This is a genomic window from Candidatus Zixiibacteriota bacterium, assembly GCA_021159005.1.
Lineage (GTDB): Bacteria > Zixibacteria > MSB-5A5 > UBA10806 > 4484-95 > JAGGSN01.
The window spans coordinates 1-19,209 of record JAGGSN010000075.1; the positions used below are offsets into that span (position 1 = coordinate 1).

12 protein-coding genes, 2 rRNA genes and 2 pseudogenes are annotated in these 19,209 nt (G+C 36.4%); all 16 read left to right on the plus strand.

Annotated elements, in window-relative coordinates:
- Positions 1–852: hypothetical protein (locus J7K40_04635; GenBank protein MCD6161686.1), on the plus strand; the 852-nt coding region annotated here is incomplete at its 5' end.
- 3 nt (positions 853–855) lie between these two features.
- Entirely contained in the window at positions 856–1,944 is a 1,089-nt protein-coding gene (locus tag J7K40_04640) for a DNA adenine methylase (GenBank protein ID MCD6161687.1), read from the plus strand.
- 4 nt (positions 1,945–1,948) lie between these two features.
- Positions 1,949–2,128, plus strand: a complete 180-nt coding sequence (locus J7K40_04645) for a hypothetical protein (GenBank protein ID MCD6161688.1) — start codon at positions 1,949–1,951, stop codon at positions 2,126–2,128.
- A 99-nt stretch (positions 2,129–2,227) separates the two neighbouring features.
- Positions 2,228–3,100, plus strand: coding sequence for a thermonuclease family protein (locus J7K40_04650; protein MCD6161689.1), 873 nt, complete (start codon positions 2,228–2,230; stop codon positions 3,098–3,100).
- Between the two features lie 442 nt (positions 3,101–3,542).
- A pseudogene (locus J7K40_04655) lies at positions 3,543–4,925 on the plus strand (SAM-dependent DNA methyltransferase).
- Positions 4,926–5,588: 663 nt separating this feature from the next.
- Positions 5,589–6,128 (plus strand): annotated as a pseudogene (locus J7K40_04660) (restriction endonuclease subunit S).
- A gap of 24 nt (positions 6,129–6,152) precedes the next feature.
- Positions 6,153–6,671, plus strand: a complete 519-nt coding sequence (locus J7K40_04665; protein ID MCD6161690.1) for a restriction endonuclease subunit S — start codon at positions 6,153–6,155, stop codon at positions 6,669–6,671.
- Positions 6,672–7,193: 522 nt separating this feature from the next.
- A 23S ribosomal RNA gene (locus J7K40_04670) occupies positions 7,194–10,993 on the plus strand.
- 52 nt (positions 10,994–11,045) lie between these two features.
- Positions 11,046–11,159, plus strand: a 5S ribosomal RNA gene (gene rrf, locus J7K40_04675).
- Positions 11,160–11,380: 221 nt separating this feature from the next.
- Positions 11,381–12,232: a hypothetical protein gene (locus tag J7K40_04680; GenBank protein MCD6161691.1), complete on the plus strand. Its 852-nt coding sequence runs from the start codon at positions 11,381–11,383 to the stop codon at positions 12,230–12,232.
- 126 nt (positions 12,233–12,358) lie between these two features.
- Positions 12,359–13,402: a phosphoglycerate kinase gene (gene pgk, locus J7K40_04685; GenBank protein MCD6161692.1), complete on the plus strand. Its 1,044-nt coding sequence runs from the start codon at positions 12,359–12,361 to the stop codon at positions 13,400–13,402.
- A gap of 66 nt (positions 13,403–13,468) precedes the next feature.
- Positions 13,469–14,830 (plus strand): putative DNA binding domain-containing protein, encoded by a 1,362-nt coding sequence (locus tag J7K40_04690; protein ID MCD6161693.1) that lies wholly within the window; start codon positions 13,469–13,471, stop codon positions 14,828–14,830.
- Between the two features lie 273 nt (positions 14,831–15,103).
- On the plus strand, positions 15,104–15,451 hold the full coding sequence (locus J7K40_04695) for a four helix bundle protein (GenBank protein ID MCD6161694.1): 348 nt from the start codon (positions 15,104–15,106) through the stop codon (positions 15,449–15,451).
- A gap of 150 nt (positions 15,452–15,601) precedes the next feature.
- The gene (locus tag J7K40_04700) at positions 15,602–18,190 is read left to right on the plus strand and encodes a hypothetical protein (GenBank protein MCD6161695.1); all 2,589 of its coding nucleotides are present in this window, start codon (positions 15,602–15,604) and stop codon (positions 18,188–18,190) included.
- 337 nt (positions 18,191–18,527) lie between these two features.
- Entirely contained in the window at positions 18,528–18,965 is a 438-nt protein-coding gene (locus tag J7K40_04705; protein MCD6161696.1) for an ATP-binding protein, read from the plus strand.
- Positions 18,966–19,134: 169 nt separating this feature from the next.
- On the plus strand, positions 19,135–19,209 hold a 75-nt coding region (locus tag J7K40_04710), incomplete at its 3' end, for a winged helix-turn-helix transcriptional regulator (GenBank protein MCD6161697.1).

The window sequence follows — 19,209 nt, forward strand, 5'->3', positions numbered from 1 at the left end:
GATTTACAAGAAATCACAGAAAAAAATTTGGATACAATTTTTGGTCTCAAATTTATAAGTTCAGAATTTTCTTTGCAAGGATTTAGAATTGACTCTCTCGCTTTTGACGAAGAGACAAAATCATTTGTTATCATTGAATACAAAAGAGAAAGAAGTTTTAGCGTCATCGATCAAGGATATGCTTATCTTGCTTTAATGTTAAATAACAAAGCAGATTTTATTTTAGAATATAACGAGAAGAAAAAAGAGAATTTAAAAAGAGAAGATGTTGATTGGTCGCAATCCAGAGTTTTATTTTTAGCTAATTCTTTTACCACTTATCAGCAAAACGCAATTAATTTTAAAGATTTGCCAATTGAGCTTTGGGAAGTTGAAAAATACGACAATCAAACAATACTTTATAATCAATTAAAATCGACAGACATTAAAGAATCTATAAAGACAATTTCTAAAAGTAAAACGATAGAAAATGTCAGTCGTGAAGTTAAAAAATATTCAATAGAAGATCATTTCAGAGCTGGATGGGAAAATTCCAGAGATCTTTTTGAAGAAATAAGAAACAAAATTTTAGACATAGATACAAGAATAGAAGAAAAAGTAAATAAATTTTATATCGGATATAAAATTGGAGCTTATAATTTATGTGCGATTCATGCTCATAAATCAAAATTAAGATTGGATTTAGTTCGTGTAGATAAAAACGATCTAAAAGATCCTGAAAATAAAGTGATAAAAAATCCTTGGCAAGAAAGAGGATGGGGACGGCAATGCAGTTATGTAATTATTAAAATAGATGATATAGATTACGCTTTGTTTTTAATAAAGCAGGTTTATGAAAAATTTTATAAATAATCCATGAACTACATTGGCTCAAAATTAAGTCTTTTAGAATTTTTAGAGGAATCAATAAATAAAGTAGTTGATCCCGCAAAAAACGGGACAGGTAAAAACTGCAATACTTTTTGTGATTTATTCGCGGGGACCGGAATTGTCGGGAGCTATTTTAAGAAAAAGGGTTATAAGGTTATAGCGAATGATATTCAATATTACAGCTATGTTTTAAATAGACACTATATCGGCAATCATAAAGAATTAACATTTTCTAAACTATCAAAGAAAATTTCCGAATTGAAAAAAATAAATGTAAAAAATCGGAAAAATTTCGTTTGCGATTATTTATCAAACTTAAAAGGCAAGAAAGGATTTGTTTATAAAAATTATTGTCTGGGCGGAACTAAAAATAAAAAAGAACCACGACAATATTTTTCCGATGAAAACGGAATGCGTTGTGACGCAATTCGCCAAAAAATTGAAGATTGGAAAAAGGAAAATTTAATCTCCGATGACGAATATTATTTTTTGATTGCCACTTTAATTGAAGCTATTGATAAATACGCAAATACCGCTTCCGTCTATGGCGCTTTTTTGAAAAAGTTAAAAAAGACCGCTCAAAACAGTTTAAGATTAAAACCTGCTGAATTGATAATAAATAACCAAGACCATGAAGTTTTTAATGACGACATAAGCGAAGTTGTTGAAAAAGTTAATGGCGATATTTTATATTTGGATCCACCATATAACCATCGGCAATACGCGACAAATTATCACCTACTTGAAACTATTGCTAGGTATGATAATCCGAAAATTCATGGAAAAACCGGGTTACGTGATTACCAAAACCAAAAATCTCTCTATTGTTCAAGAACACAAGTTAAAAACGCTTTTAAAGATTTAATATTAAAAGCAAAAGCAAAATATATCTTTTTAAGTTATAACAACGAGGGACTTATGACTTTGGACGACATTAAAGAAATAATGAGCTTGCGGGGCAAATACGGATATTTTACGAAAAAATACAATCGTTTCAAGGCAGATAGATCAGAAAACAGGAATTATAAAGCAGAAAAGACAGTTGAATATTTGCATTATGTGACTTGTAAATAAATTTATGAGTGTTAACAAATCAATTATCGGTGCTGACGAAATTCGTAGCATTTTTAAGGAATACTGCGAAGAAGAAAACATAAAATTTAGCGAGAGTAAATTTGAGAAATTTTTGGAATTTTTAGAGGTTGATTTTTATGATTGGATAAAAGAAAATTTAAAACAGTTTGATTTGCAGGGGTAATGTGTTAAATACGGGAGTTTGGCATAATAGCCCGTCCGCAAAAAATCGGGTTTTGTTATTCAGCGGGATCAACTCCGCCGAAAGCAGATGGGTAAAATTATGAAAAGTAGAACAAAAACAAAAACAAAAATAAAAGCCAAAACAAAAAAGAAGAAGAAAGCGGCAAGAAGCAAGAAGAAAGCGGCGAAGAAGGTAAAAAGGGTGAGAAGGATTCCTTTTTCCAGGGCGGTTATTATGAGCGTGTTAGCTTTCGTGATGGCGTTGGGAGGTTATGGCGGGTATAGAGTCGTAAACGAACATAGCCGATACGGCGCTGATTTTGAAAAGCGGTTGCATAACGCGGTTGAGGTGGTGGACGGGGACACGATTGTGATTGAGAATGGCGTTCGCGTGCGTTTGCTGGGAATAAACGCGCCGGAGAAAGCGGAGTGTTACGGAGAAGAGGCCAAGAAGGAGCTGAACAAGTTAATTGCCGGCAAGAAAATAATTTTGGAAAAAGACCAAACAGCCGCTGATAATTTTGGCCGCCTGTTGCGTTATGTTTTTGTTTACAATGAAGCGCCGGATAGAGATAACATATTTGTGAATGAAAAATTGCTTCGCGGAGGGTTCGTTATGAGCATGTATGTAAAGCCCAATAAAAGGTATTTGGCGTTGTTGCAGGCGGCGGAAAGAGAGGCGCAAAAAGAGAAAGCGGGGCTTTGGGGGAAATGCGATTATGAGAGCGCGCAGGCTGGCAGGGAAAGCGAACGAGAACAAGCCAGCGAACCGTTTGACGAAAAATGCGTGATAAAAGGGAATATTAATAAGCGTTATGAAAAGGACTATTTTTTGCCGGGATGCCCGAATTACAAACGGGTAATAATAGATCCGCGCAAAGGCGAGCGATGGTTTTGCACGGAAAAAGAAGCTAAGGAAGCCGGTTGGCAAATGAGCGCCGCCTGCGGAAATATACACCAGTTTGAGAATTGAGGATTAAGCGCGGCAAATTCAGTTCTTGTCTAACGCGCTTTAAGTGAAAACCATTTATGGAAAATAAATTTAGTTCTTTAGCTTGATACATTTCTTAAAGCTATTCTTCGCTTTTAATAGGATAGTTAGCTCTTTTCTTAATCTTTGTTAAATTGTTTGCGCGTAGACACTTGTGGTTGGTAGTTAGGCGACATATTTTTGAAAAAATTTGAATTTAAAGATTGTTGCTGTTGGGCTTTAAAGAATAAGGTATTTTTGATTTTTTTAAAATTTAAAAGAGGGGAAATAGGGATATTTTTTACTCCATACTTCCGCAAAAAATGATTATTATATTTAGAGAAATAATACAAATACTTGATCTTTCAGATTATAGTAAAAAAGTTAAAATAATTGTATAATAAAAGTAGTAAATTTATATGTTTACTTTCATAAACTATAAATTATGAGTGAAGAATTATTACAAAGAGATCTTATTAAAAATTCCGAGAAAATCGGAAAATGGGATTTTTATAATATTGGTGCTACGACACTAAGAGCGCTAAAAAGACATAAAAAAATTCGTGATATAGATTATGGAATTTTAGAAAGGAAAAAACCTGATGCTTTAATTATTCAACAAAAGCAAGTTATTGCTGTAATAGAATATAAAACTCCAAAAGAATTTAAAACCGAAGTACAAAAAAAGAAAGCCATAAAACAAGAAATTGAAGTTGCTCAAAAACTGGGAGCAAAGATTTTTATTGCCACAGACACAGAAGAAACTGTTTGGGTTAATGCTTTAACTGAAAATAGAATTGGAGATGAAAACGGAAAAAAAATAAAGACTTTATTTAATCCAAAAGATGAAAAGATCGCTGAACTTATCAAAAAAATTTGTGATTCTATTAACGAGCAAAATGATAATATAAAACCAAAAAAACTGGTAAATCCAACCGATCTTGCGAAAAGCATCTGGCAAGATTTATTTGTAGCAACAGGAGCGACACCAGAAAATTGTTTATATAGTTTTGTTGAAATTTTTATTTTTAAGTATTTGAGTGATTTGAAAGTTTTGCGAGAACCAGAAAATTTTGATTATTTAATAAATTTATATAAGAAAAGAAATGAAGATTATGTTTTAGAGTATTATGCAAAAAATATAAGACCCGAAATAAAGGAATTGTTTCCATCAGGCAAGAAAGACAATACAACTATTATAAATGGTGTTATTTTTGTAGATATTTACCAAAAAGCAAACAAAAGTCACAGCAGTGTATTTAGAACTGTTTTAGAAAGATTTGATAAATATCCAAAACTTGAAAATATTCATCGTGATTTTAAAAGTCAGCTTTTTGAAAGTTTTTTGAAAGAAAGTATTAGTAAAAAAAATTGGGGACAGTTTTTTACTCCAATTAAAGTGGTTCGTTCTATTGTTGAAATGGCAAAGAATGAAATTAAAGACGGGGTAAAAATTTGCGATCCCGCTTGCGGAGTTGGTAAATTCCTTTTAGAGCCGATAGCAACAAAGCTTGATGAATTTTATAAAATTAGTAGAAGTGGCATTACTCCGAGAATTACAATTCACGGATTTGATAAGGGTTTTGATAAGGACGAACAAAAAACAATTATTTTGGCAAAAGCCAATATGTTGATTTATTTTTCTGATTTAATCAAAGATAATCCCGGGCAAACTCAAGATTTTGCGAAACTTTTTAATGATAGCTTTACTTTAAAAACAAATTCTATTTTAGGAACTTTATCGGAACCCGTAGAAGATGAGTATGATTTAATTTTGACTAATCCTCCGTATGTAACAAGCGGTAGCGGAAACTTGAAAGATGAAATTAAAAAAGACGGAGACTTGATCAACTATTATAAAATAAACGCTATGGGTGTTGAAGGTCTTTTTATGGAATGGATTATCAGAGCGTTAAAACCAGGAGGAAAAGCTTTTATTGTTGTTCCTGACGGAATTTTGAATCGTCAAAATGATAAAAATTTAAGAAAATTTATTTTGGATGAGTGCTATATTGACGGACTTATTTCACTTCCATTAAATACTTTTTTCACAACCAATAAAAAAACTTATATTTTGGCAATTACCAAAAAGATCAACAAAAAAGATATTCAGAAAAATCCGGTATTCACATATCTAGTAAGTGAAATTGGAGAATCAAGAGATATTTATCGTTTTGATATTGACCAAAACGATTTACAAGAAGCAGTGACTTCATATTCATTTTTTAAAGGAAATAAAAAAGGGTTTGAGAAAATAAACTCTGACAAAAGATGTAAATTACAACCATTTAGTAAATTTTTAGATAATATTGAAAAAACTTGGATTATAGATAAATGGTGGACAGAAAAAGAAAAGATTGAATTAGGGATAGTTGAGAAAAAAGATAAAGTAACTCTTTTAGAATTTGCTTCAATAATTGAAGATGTTGGAAATTCTATTAAAGAATTTCAAAACGAAGTAAAAGAAATTTCCGAAAAAAAAAAGACTAAAATAAACTATAAATCTTACTCTGTCAGTAAATTATTTGATACAGAAAGGGGTTTGTCAAAATACACAAAAAAATATGGTAATATTCATAAAGGAAAATTTCCTGTTTTTTCTGCTTCAAACAATGCTCCTCTTACACATATAGATACTTTTGACTTTGACGGAGAATATCTTACTTGGGCTACAAATGGTTTTGCTGGTTATATTAAAATAACTTCTGGCAAATTTTCAATAAATGCAGATAGGGGATTGCTAAAACCAAAACAGGAAAATCTAAATTCAAAATATGTTAAGTATAAATTAGAACCAATTTTAAGAAAATTAGCCAAAGGGCGTAAAGGAGAGAAAGGCGAAGATGAATTTACGAAAGTTTATCCATCAATGCTTGCTGATATTAAAATTGATTTTCCTGTAAATTCTAATGATGAAATTGATGTTTTTGCTCAAAATGAAATAGTAGAAAAAATTGTCTTCATTGAAGAAATAAAGCAAAAAGTTGAGGAGTGTAAGAAAAAAATCAATGAACTGAATATTGAAGTTAAAAATATTGGTGAAAAAAATAAGCTAATGAAGATTAAAGATATTTTTAATATTGAGAAAGGAAAATCAAAATATACAAACAAATATATTCAAAACCATTGCGGAGAATATCCCTTATACTCTTCTCAAACTGTTAATGACGGAATAATTGGAAAGATAAACTCATTTGATTTTAATAGTAAATGTATTACATGGACAACAGATGGAGTACATGCAGGAACCGTTTTTTTGAGAAATGAAAAATTTAGCATGACGACACATTGTGGAGCGTTAATTCCTAAAAGTAATATTAAAAATATTTCTTTAGATTTTATTTATTCTTTTTTGAAAGAAAATCTTAAGCAATACGCTAGAGGAGAGCAAAATAAGAGAATTACCGTTAATATAATTAAAGATATAGAAATATTGTTTCCAATAGATAAATCAGGAAATTTTGATTTGAAAGCACAAAAAGAAACAGCAGAAAAATACAAAAAAATTGAAAATATAAAATCGGCTATAAATTTTGAACTTGATAAAATTTCTGAAACTAATATTAATCTTTAGAATAAGGAGTTTTTGAAAAATGGAATTCACCCCTTTGATTCCCCTCTGGTGTTGACAGAATTTTAGGGTTTGCTATTATGATGTAGCGTTTAGTTAATGAAAAAAATTTGATAAAATTATCTCAAAAGTTTAATAGTAAGAGCGGGTGAGTTTTTTGTTTTTTGTTGTTTTGACAGCCCGCTTTCCCAAGCGGCTTTTTAAATTTTAAGTTTAAGCGACTCTAATTTACGACAAGCGACTCCAATACTCTAATCGCACTCTAATGACCCGAATGGCATAGGATGCGTGAGCCCTGTAAATAATGAATTGCGCTGAAACAGTTTTTCGTAATTGATAAAATTATGTGAAATCGCTTCTGCGCAAATAGGACTTTAACATTTGAATAGCACTGCTTCTGTTGTTGAATTATCTGTTTATTTGTCCGGCGGAAGAATAATTTAATTTGAAGCAGGCACAGTAGGTAATTGCAAAAGTTAATAATTGCTTTAAGTGATTGTTAACTGCTAATTAATTGTAGAAATAAAATAGGTTACTTAAGGCGTATGGTGGATGCCTTGACTGAAGCAAGCGATGAAGGGCGTAGCAGGTTGCGATAAGCCTCGGGGAGCTGCCAAGCAAGCTTTGATCCGGGGATTTCCGAATGGGGAAACCCAATCCCGCGTAGCACGGAATGTCAAAATCAAAAATCAAAATTCCAAATCAAACCCAAAATCCAAATGATGAATTTTTTAATAATTTGAAATTTAGCCATTTGATATTGATTTGAAATTTGAGCTTTGAAATTTGAAATTCCGTGTTGCGCGCGGGGTTGCGAGATAATTTTACTCGTTTAATCGGGGTCTGATATATTCTTTTAGCAGAATACTTTTGGAAAGAAGAACCATAGAGGGTAATAGTCCCGTATGCGAAAAAAGGATGTGTCGGATGGAATTATTCTCAAGTAGGGCGGGACCGGAGAAATCCCGTTTGAATCCGGGAGCACTAACTCCCAAGGCTAAATATTGCTTCAGATCGATAGCGAACTAGTACCGTGAGGGAAAGGTGAAAAGCATCCCGTTGAGGGAGATGAAATAGTATCTGAAACCATGCGCTCACAAAGAGTCAGAGCCGTGCGTAGCACGGAATGTCAAAATCAAAAATCAAAATTCCAAATCAAATCCAAAATCCAAATGATGAATTTTTTAATAATTTGAAATTTAGCCATTTGGTATTGATTTGAAATTTGAGCTTTGAAATTTGAAATTCCGTGTTGCGCGCGGTGATGGCGTACTTTTTGCAGAACGGGCCAACGAGTTAGTTTTATGCGGCAGCGTAAGTTACTTTGTAAAATACGCATAGTGAAAGCGAGGCTTAACCGCCGAATTACATTCTTCACTAGCGTTCAGAATGAATTTTTAATTTTTAATTTCCAATTTTTAATGAATTTTTAATGTTTAAATTTCTAAATTTTTAAACATTTAAAAATTCATTCATTAAAAATTGAATTCAAATTTCAAATTTTAAATTAAAAATTCTGAGCGGCAGCGAAGGATGTAGATGTCGTATGGACTAGACCCGAAGCCAGGCGAGCTACATATGAGCAGGGTGAACCCCGAGTAACATCGGGAGGAGGCCCGAACCCACTGATCGTGCAACATCAGGGGATGACTTGTGTGTAGAGGAGAAATTCCAATCGAGCTTGGCCATAGCTGGTTCTCTCCGAAATAGCTTTAGGACTAGCGTCCGGTAATTGAATATGAGAGGTAGAGCTACTGAATGAGAATTCGCGGTTCGCCGTAGAATTCTCAACCAAACTCCGAATTCTTGTATTTTTATCCGGGCAGTCAGAAATCCGGCGCTAAGGTCGGATCTCAAAAGGGAAACAGCCCAGATCATAATCTAAGGTCCCTAAATCCATGTTCAGTGGGAAAGGAAGTGAAGTTTCTAAAACACCTAGGAGGTTGGCTCAGAAGCAGCCATCCTTTAAAGAGTGCGTAACAGCTCACTAGCTTAGAGATTTTGCGCCGAAAATGTAACGGGGCTTAAACATGGTGCCGAAGATATGAACCGATGCGAAGCATCGGAATGATCAATGATCAATAACCAATAATCAATGAATGACTAATTATCAATTATCAATTTCAAATTATTATTTTGAAAATTGTAAATTGAAAATTCATTGAAAATTGTAAATTGAAAATTGAGAATTCCGCTGCTTTGCAGCGGTGGTAGGAGAGCGTTCCATAGGCTGTGAAGCTGAAGCGCGAGCTTTGGTGGAGCGTATGGAAGTGAGAATGTTGGCATGAGTAACCGCAATCCCGCTGAGAACGCGGGACCCCGAAAGTCCAAGGTTTCCTGGGCAATGGCAATCATCCCAGGGTCAGCCGGTCCTAAGGCGAGGCCGAAAGGCGTAGTCGATGGACAGCCGGTTAATATTCCGGCGCTATTATTAGTTTATAAATGGGGAGACGCATCCTAGTATGTTTCGCGCCTTATTGGATTGGCGCAGGTATTTTGAGGGCGCTTCGCAGGAAAATCCGCGAGGCATCAACCCAAGAAATATCTGGAATTCCGCCTCAACAGTGGAAGAACGGAACAAAGCAGGGTGCCAGGAAAAACCTCTATGCCAACCATACCTCATTGCATTCGGTCTGGAATTTTCAATTTTCAATTCACAATTTTCAATGAATTCTTAATGTTTAAATTTCTAAATTTTTAAACATTTAAAAATTAATTCATTAAAAATTGAATTTAAATTTCAAATTTTAAATTAAAAATTTCACCCGAGTATAGCGAGGTGTGGTTGGATCTGATAATATCCGTACTAAAACCGACACAGGTGGACAGGGCGAGTAGCCTAAGGGGAACGGGAGAACCTTCGTTAAGGAACTCGGCAAAAAAGCTAGACGTAAGTTCGCAAGATGTCTTGCCGCGTAGAGCGCAAGCTTTTACGCGGCCGCAGCTAAAGTGTCCCAAGCGACTGTTTATCAAAAACACAGGTCTCTGCAAACCCGTAAGGGGAGGTATAGGGGCTGACGCCTGACCAGTGCTGGAACGTTAACGGGAGCGGTGCAAGCCAATCCCCGAAGCGCCAGTGAACGTCGGCGATAACTATAATCGTCCTAAGGTAGCGAAATTCCTTGTCAGGTAATTTCTGACCCGCATCAAAGGCGTAACGATTTGGGAACTGTCTCAACGAAGGACCCGGTGAAATTGCAATGACGGTAAAGATGCCGTCTACCTACGGCAAGACGAAAAGACCCCGTGGAGCTTTACTACAGCTTGGCATTGAATTAGAATTCTGGCTGCCGAGAATAGGTGGGAGACTTTGAAGCCTCAACTCAGGTTGAGGCGGAGTCGCCAGTGGAATACCACCCTGTTAAAATTTTAATTCTAACCCTGCGCCATTAAGAAGCAAGAAGCAGGAAGAAAGCAGAAAGCAGAAAGCAGAAAGCATAATGTAGAAAGCGAAATTTATTTGCTTAATTCTTGTCGCTTAATTCTTACTTCTTACTGGCGCGGGAACAGTGCCTGGTGGGTAGTTTGAGTGGGGCGCTCGCCTCCTAAATGGCAACGGAGGCGTTTACAAAGGTTGGCTAAGTCCGGATGGAAATCGGGCTGATAGCGCAAAAGCACAAGCCAGCTTTACTGAAAGGCCTATAAGCCGATCAGTTACGAAAGTAGAATTTAGTGAACCGACCATAGCTTGTAGGAGCGTGGAAGATCACCAGATAAAAGTTACCCCGGGGATAACAGGCTAATTCCTCCCAAGAGTTCACATCGACGGAGGAGTTTGGCACCTCGATGTCGGCTCATCGCATCCTGGAGGTGGAGAAGCTTCCAAGGGTTTGGCTGTTCGCCAATTAAAGCGGTACGCGAGCTGGGTTCAAACCGTCGTGAGACAGGTTGGTCTCTATCTGCCGTAGGCGTTGTTGCTTGAGGAGAGTCTTTCCTAGTACGAGAGGACCGGAAAGAACGAACCTCTGGTGTATCGGCTGTTCCGCCAGGAGCACTGCCGAGTAGCTAAGTTCGGAAAGGATAACCGCTGAAAGCATCTAAGCGGGAAGCCTGCTTCAAGATAAGGCAACAGACCGTGCGCAGCACGGAAATTTTCAATTTTCAATTCACAATTTTCAATGAATTTTCAATGTTTAAATTTCTAAATTTTTAAACATTTTAAAATTAATTCATTAAAAATTGAATACAAATTTCAAATTTTAAATTAAAAATTCCGCGCTGCACGCGGTCAAGTTTCCTGGAAGAAGACCAGGTTGATAGGCTTCAGGTGTAAGTTCCGCAAGGGATTGAGCCAAGAAGTACTAATAAACTTAAAACCTTTTTTATTTTTTGAATTAGCAGTTAATAGTTACTTAATTTTTTTGCGGGTTTTAATGTTTCCGTGATTCTAGCGAAGGGGTTACGCCCGTTCCCATTCCGAACACGCCGGCTAAGCCCTTCAGCGCCGATGATACCCCGCCTTGAGTTGGGGAAAGTAGGTCATTGCGGGAACTTTAAAATTTGTAATGCCATTAATGTCATTCTGGAAAATTTTGTAGCGGCAGCGGAAAAATTTATCCGGAATCTATGCGCAATAATATAACCAGCTAACTAAAAAACTTTTACAAATTAATTAACCTAGATTCCGGATATTTTTTCTTTCACTTCGTTATAGAAAAAATTCCGGAATGACAAAATGAGAATAAATCGCCGTATCAAATCGGGCGGTTTTTTTGTTTGATTTTTTGGTGTATAATGAAAATATGAAAACCCCTAGAAATGTTAAGCGCGCGGTTATTATTGCCATTTATTTGTCTTTGCTTTTTTTGATAGGCTGGGCTGTTTATAGCGCTTTAAAATCAAACCCCACCTGTTTTGACGGGAAGCAAAATCAGGGTGAGGAAAAAATAGATTGCGGAGGCCCTTGCCAGCCATGCGCGGAAGAAATTAATGCTCAAGATTTAAAAATTATAGAAAAAGCTTTTGTTTATGGCGGGCCTCAAAGATATGACGCAATGGCGAAAATTTCCAATCCCAATGACCAATATGGCATTCCCGAATTTTTCTACAACTTTATTTTAAAAGATAGCGGGGGAAATATTTTGGCCGAGCAAAAAGGGAAAAGTTTTATTCTGCCGTCTGAAACCAAATATTTAATCGGGACTAATCTGGAAACGAAATCAAAGCCGGCTGTTTTAGAAATAGATATTTCTGGTTGCCAATGGGAAACATTTTTCGCTTATAAAAAACCCCAGCTTAATATTTACAACAAGCGCTATAATTTAATTTCTTCACCGGCGGGATTCAGTGAAGCTTTTGGCCTTTTGGTTAACGAAAGCGAATTTGATTTTAATGTAATCAAAGTCAATGTTATTTTAAGGGATTCTTCCGGCAGTCCGTTATCTTTTAATTCTACGGAAATGAGAACCGTCACTTCCCGTGAAGAGAGGGATTTCAGGCTAATCTGGCCAACCGGCTTTCCGGGAGAAGTCCAAAGCGTTGAAATGGAAGCGGAAGCTGATGTTTATAATTCCCAGAACTTTATCAAAAGATATCTTAAAGAAGGGAGGTTTCAGGAGTATTAGGCCAGTAACTAGTAATCGGTAACTAGTAACTAGGGAAAAAGTGGCAGAAATATAAATGACAATAAATTTAGAACTAGCTTATGCGTTTAATTTGTTATCCCGGAATAGCATAAGGCAATTCAAAATATGCAATTAAAAAAAATACAAAACGCCGATTTGAATAATAAGCGCGTGTTGTTGCGGGCGGGTTTTAATGTGGAAATAGAAGACGGAGATGTGAAAGAAAAATTTAAAATCGCGGCGGTGAAAAATACGGTGGAATATATTTTATCCCAAGAAAATGTAAAGTTAGCCATAGCAACCCATCTAGGAAGGCCCGAAGACGGGTTTGACAGAAAATTTTCCTTGCGGCAAATCGTTGATGATGTAGAGAAAATTCTGAAAAGAAAAGTTAAATTCGCGGAAGATTGCATTGGCGAAAAAGTAAAACAGGGGCTGGAAAATTTAAATCAAGGCGAGATTTTGCTTTTGGAAAATGTCAGATTTTACAAAGAGGAAGAAGATAATAAAAAAGAATTTAGCGAGAAATTGGCTGAAAATTTTGATGTTTATGTAAATGACGCTTTTGGCGTTTGCCATCGCGACCAAGCTTCGGTGACGGGAGTGGCTGAAGTTCTGCCAAGTTTTGCCGGAATCAGGCTTCAGGAAGAAATAAAAAATTTGAAAAAAGTCAAAAACAATCCGGATCGCCTAGCGGTAGCTGTTATTGGGGGAGCTAAAATAGAAACCAAACTTCCGCTAATTAGAAGTTTTGAAAAAAACTACGATTATGTTTTAACCGGCGGGAAAGTTTCCATAGAAGCGACGGATAAAAATATGAAATTTTCCGACAAGGTTATATTGGCTTTTGACTTTGCTGAAGACAAAAAAGACATTGGAGAAAAAACCATCGCCAAATTCAAAGAAATAATCCTACAAGCCAGAACGGTTGTTTGGAACGGCCCGCTGGGCGAATTTGAGAAACCACCTTTTGATAAGGGAACTAAGGAAATCATAAAAGCCATAATTGAGAGCGGCGCTTTCAGTGTGGCGGGAGGCGGAGAATCGGTCCAAGCGCTGGAAGAAAACGGTTGGCTGGAAAAAATTTCTTTTGTTTCCACGGGCGGGGGAGCTATGCTGGAATATCTAAGCGGCGGCGAAATGCCGGGATTGGAGGTTTTGGAATTGTAGAAGTAATTTTCAATTTACAATTTACAATCAATTTTCCTGCCTCGCCGGCAGGCGGGCAATAAATCAATGATAGAAAGCAGAATTAAAAAAATAATAAATAATGGGGAAAGCCGAAAGGTTGAATTTAAGCTGAAAATAAACAGTGGCTTAGGCAAATCCATCTGCGGTTTTGCCAATACAAATGGCGGAATTGTTTTGATTGGCGTAAATGATGGCGGAAAGATTATCGGCATTAGCAAGAAACACGAAAGAGAAATCGCCAATATGGCGCACACTTGCAAACCGTCCGTTTATCCTAAAATTGAAGCTGTTGAAATTGAAGAAAAAAACATCTTTATCGCAGAAATTAAAAAATCCGACAGTTTGCATTCTTTTAAAAACATCGCTTACAAAAGAATCGCGTCTCATAATAAACCTTTATCTCCTGAAGAAGTTATTGAATTTGCCAAAGACATTGGAAAAATAAAATGGGACGGGCAGGTTTGCGAAGAAGCCGGTTTGGATGATATTGATGAAGAAAAAATCGGATGGTATCTTGAGCAAAGAGAAAACGCGAGAAAAGTATCTAAAAAAGTTAAAATTTCCACCAACAAATTATTACAGAACATAAAAGCGTTGAAGAATAGCAAGCCGACTAACGCCGGAATTTTGTTTTTCGGAAAATACCCTCAAAAGTTTTTCCCCAACGCGAGATTAAGAATTGTCAGATTTAAAGGAAATGAAATAATTAATCCGACATTAGATACCGCAAATTGTGAAGGAACAGTTTGGGAGATGATAGAAACAGCCGAGGATTTCGTAAGAAAAAATATCCGGCTTTTGGGAACAAGAACAGAGAAAAGTTTTAAGCGGGAAGACAAATTTGAGTACCCGATAAAAGCGGTGAGAGAAGCGATAATCAATGCCTTGATTCACAGGAATTATTTTGAAACAGGAGATGTGAGAGTGTTTATTTTTGACAACAGGATAGAAATAATAAGTCCCGGAACATTTCCAAAGGGAGTTTCGCCTAAAAATCCCAAACATAAGCCAGTCAATGAAATTCTTTGTCAGTTAACCTATGATATCGGTTTTATTGAAAAGTATGGTTCCGGCATTAAAATGATGGAAAATTTAAGCAAGGAATGGGGAAATAAGGAGCCATATTATGATTTGCATCCCATTGAGTCTAAAATTATTTTTGAATCTCAAATTAAAGAATCAACTTATATTAAAGAGGATATTTTGAAAGAATTAAATGAAAGGCAGAAGAAGGCGATTGAATATCTTAAAGAAAAGGGTAAAATAACTAATGAGGAATATCAGAAAATAAATAACACAACCAGAATAACAGCGTTTAGAGATTTAAAGCATTTGGCTGATAAAAGAATCATTGAAATGGTTGGTAAAACAGGGAAATATACTTACTATATTGCATGGAAGCGTTAATGAAGCGTTAATGAAGCGTTAATGAAGCGTTAATGAAGCGTTAAAAAATATGGAAAATAAAAAAACAGGATTAATTCCGCCGCATGGCGGGTATAAGAAGTAATGATCAATTTACAATTTACAATTTACAATTTGAATTTCACCCTGTTAAATAATCGCAAAGCGAATTTAACGGGGTGAATAAATAAATTCCTTAATTTTAATTGAAAATTAAATCATTTAAACTTCATTTCAAATTTCAAACTTTAAACTTTAAATTTCAAAATTAATCTTATGGAATATAATCTTGAAGAGAGAACGGCTAAATTCAGTGAGAACATTATTGATTTGCTAAAAAGCATAAGACTAAACTCAATCAACAAATCAATAGTAAATCAATTGGTAAGATCCGCCACAAGCGTAGGGGCCAATTACTGCGAGGCTAACGGAGCCAGTTCCAAAAAAGATTTTAAAAACAAAATCCACATCTGCAAAAAAGAAATAAAAGAAACTAAATACTGGCTGCGGTTATTGGTAAAAACCAATAATGAAAAGAAAAAAGAAATCAGAGAACTTCGGAAAGAAGCTCAAGAGCTAACACTCATTTTCTCAAAGATAATAATTACTATGAATAAGAAGTGAATAGAAGTAAATTTGAAATTTAAAATTTACAATTTGAATTGAATTTGAAATAACAAATTTAGAATTAAAAAATTTAATCATTAATTTAAAATTTCAAATTTATTCATTCATTTCAAATTTCAAACTTTAAATTTCAAATTAATCCATCCTATGAGAATTCTAAAACTTACAATATATCTTCTTCCCATGATATTAGCTCTGTTTATTGCCAATCAGGCTTTCGCCGCCACTGAATTCATCTCCGTCGTTGACACCGACGGAACCTCCGGAGATTACAGCTCTCTTTCTTTATGGGAGCAGTATAATCAAGTAGATCTTACCGCCACCACCACTTTAGTTTTCTCCCATGGAGGAATAACCGGAACTATAGCGGATGGATCAAGTGTCACCGGAGCCACCAGCGGAGCCACCGGAACAATAACCCACGCCACCGATACCCAAATTCTTATTTACGGAATTTCCGGAACTTTCCAATCGGGAGAACAGGTTTATGAAACTTTAGACACTAATTATGTAGTTATATCCGACGCCGGAGATTCGGCTATTGCCGTAGCTTCCTGCCAAGCCACTGGCGGAGCGGCCGATACCACCGCTGTCACCATAGACGGCTGGACAACTTCAGATACGAATTATATTAAGATTTATACCACGCAGGCGAATAGGCACGATGGGGTGTGGGATGATACGAAGTATAGGCTCTATGGAACCAGTGGTACTATTGTTAATATCAATGAATCTCATACGATATTTGAAGGCATACAAGTGCACCAGAACAATGCTGGCGGTGATGCTGCTGCAATAGGAATAGAAACTGTTGTAACTGGGGTTCTGATTGATTCTTGTATAATTAGAGGTTATGGATGGTCTGACTACGGGACTAATGATGGCATTAAGTTAGGTCCTAATTCAGATGGGTCTTCAATAACAATTAGAAATAGTATCATTTATGACCAGAGAGATAAAGGGATAAATGGTGGCTATTCCGAAAATACTACTTTAAATGTATATAATTGTACTATTCGTGGGCCGAATTGTGATCCACGCGTTGCAATTGGGATAAAAAGAGTAAAAAGTAATCAGACTCTAATAGTGAAAAACTGTGCGGTTTTTAATTGGGATGACGATTTTGCTGACTTAGCGGACGGAGCAGTTGATTACTGCGCCTCCGACGACGGAGACGGCGACCACTCAGTTGACTGGAATAATGGTGCTACTGACTGGGCGAATGTCTTCACAGATTACGCCAACGGAGATTTTCATTTAAATAATTTTACAGGATCAGGAACTATAATTGACCAAGGAACGGATTTATCAGGTGAAGGGTTTTCCGACGACATTGACGGCCAAACCCGAGACCAGAACGGCAATGGCTGGGACATTGGGGCTGACGAGGCGGCGGAAAAGATTTATCGTTCCGTCGGGCCTTCTGCTAGTTCGGCTTTGGAGATGGGGACGCCAGGCGGATTCGGTGCGATTAATGAAATGAGTATTAGCGGGACGGCGGCTACTTTCGATCTTGCCTTAGGCAACGATGTAGGCGTAGGAGATGTTATCCAATATGATTCAAATAATAATGGAACTATAGACTCGGTTTGCTTTATCCACGGAAGGACAGATTCTACCCATTATACGATAAAAAATTCCACGGGAGGAACTCCAACGGCCACATCGGCGGCTGACAATGACTGGTCTATTTACAGAGCTTATACTTCTTTGTATAACGCTGAATCGGGAAATGAAAATGATTCTTTGGACGATGCCGTGGAAAGTTTTGAATCTTGGTCGGGAGGAAAAGACATAGAAGCTTCCAACGAACAATGGAACATCGCTTGTTACGCCAACGGAACCACGGCTGATACCACCGCTGTCACCATATACGGCTGGACCACCGGAGAAAATAACTATATTAAAGTTTATGCTCCTACGGAGACTACGGAAGTGGGAACAAGCCAAAGGCATAGCGGGAAGTGGGATACGAGTGCTTATCGGCTTAGCGTTGAAGCAACAAATCCCGTTTTGTATATCCGAGAGCCTTATACTAAGGTAGAAGGTCTTCAATTAGAGTTGTTATCCGGAGCTACTAAGTCTACAATTGAGATTTGGGATGCTCCTGCCGGCGATTACTATGTGTCACACTGCATTTGTAGAGGTAATGGCTATGGTAATGGTTATGAATCTGGCATAACATGCAACATTGCTTCCCCAGGAGGAAATGGTTACATTTGGAATAATATTATATATGATTTTACTGGAAATCATGATAGAGGAATTGGGTTAAGAGGATACGGAAGTCGTTATGTTTACAACAATACTGTTGTTAATTGTGGAGGTCAGGGCGGTATAGTTCATATAGGTGATAGTCCAACAATTGTTGTAAGGAATAATATTACCCAAGATTGTAATGATGGTTTCTATGGAACCTTTGACGCTTCCTCCAATTTCAACATCTCCGATGTTTCTGCCGATGACGCTCCCAATGCCACTTTTACGGATGACTATGTGACAGTGGATTTCGCCGACTCCGCCAATGATGATTTCCACCTCGCTTCCACCGACACAGCCGCCAAAGATGCTGGAACGGATTTATCCGGCGATAGTGATTTAAGTTTCTCCGACGACATAGACGGGGACACTCGCCCCAGCCCCTATTGGGACATCGGCGCGGATGAATATCCGGCGAAACAAAAGGCGAAGTTTAAAGGGGATTTTAGGTTTAAGGGGGAGGTTAAAATCAAATGATCAATACTCAATATTCAATAACCATTCAATATCCAATACTCAATATTTATGAATAATTTTGACCTTGAAGAAAGAACGGCTAAATTTGCTGAAGAAATTATAGATTTATGCAAGAAAAGAAATTAAAGAGACCAAGCATTGGTTAAGATTGTTGGTCAAAGCGCATAGTGAACATAAAGAAAAAGTCAGAATTTTATGGAAAGAAGCGCGCGAGCTGCTGTTAATTTTTTCAAAGTCCGTAAGAACGAGCAGTGGGAAATGAGTTCAAATATCCAATGTTCAATATCCAATATACATTTAATGTTCAATAAATTCGCTAAATTAATTTTCATAAAAAATGAATAAACAAGAACTAAAATTTATTCTGCAAAGCGGAGAAGGATTGAAAGTGGAATTCAAGGAATCTTTTGATAAATCCATTTCTAAGGAAATAATCGCTTTCGCCAATTCCAGCGGCGGCAGAATATTTTTGGGCATAAGCGATGACGGAAAAATAAAAGGCGCAAACCCCGTTAGAGAACTTCATCTTTCTACCTCATTAGATAAAAAGTATCTAGTAGGGCGGGCAAGATTCTCTAACGGGGTAAACCCTACCAATAAATTAAAATCCCAGATTCAAGATATTGCCAAAAATTGCGATCCGGCAATTAAAATTAAGCTAAAAGAATTCAAAAATATCTTGATCATTGAAATTAAAGAAGGCGCTGACAAGCCGTATAAATGCTCCTCCGGATTTTATTTGAGGCAAGGAGCGAATTCGCAAAAGATGAGCTGAGATGAAATTTTGGATTTCGCGATTGGCGAAGGCAAGATAAGATTTGACGAACAGATAAATAATGAATTTGATTTTAAAAAAGATTTTGACGAAAATAAGTTAGACAATTATTTGAGTTTGGCAAAGATTTCAAAAATAATCTCAAATGAAAAAATGTTTGCAGAATTGAATATTGATATTTATTGCAAAAAATCCAAGAATATCTAAACAGAAATTAGCAAATAAGATTGGAATAAGCACAACT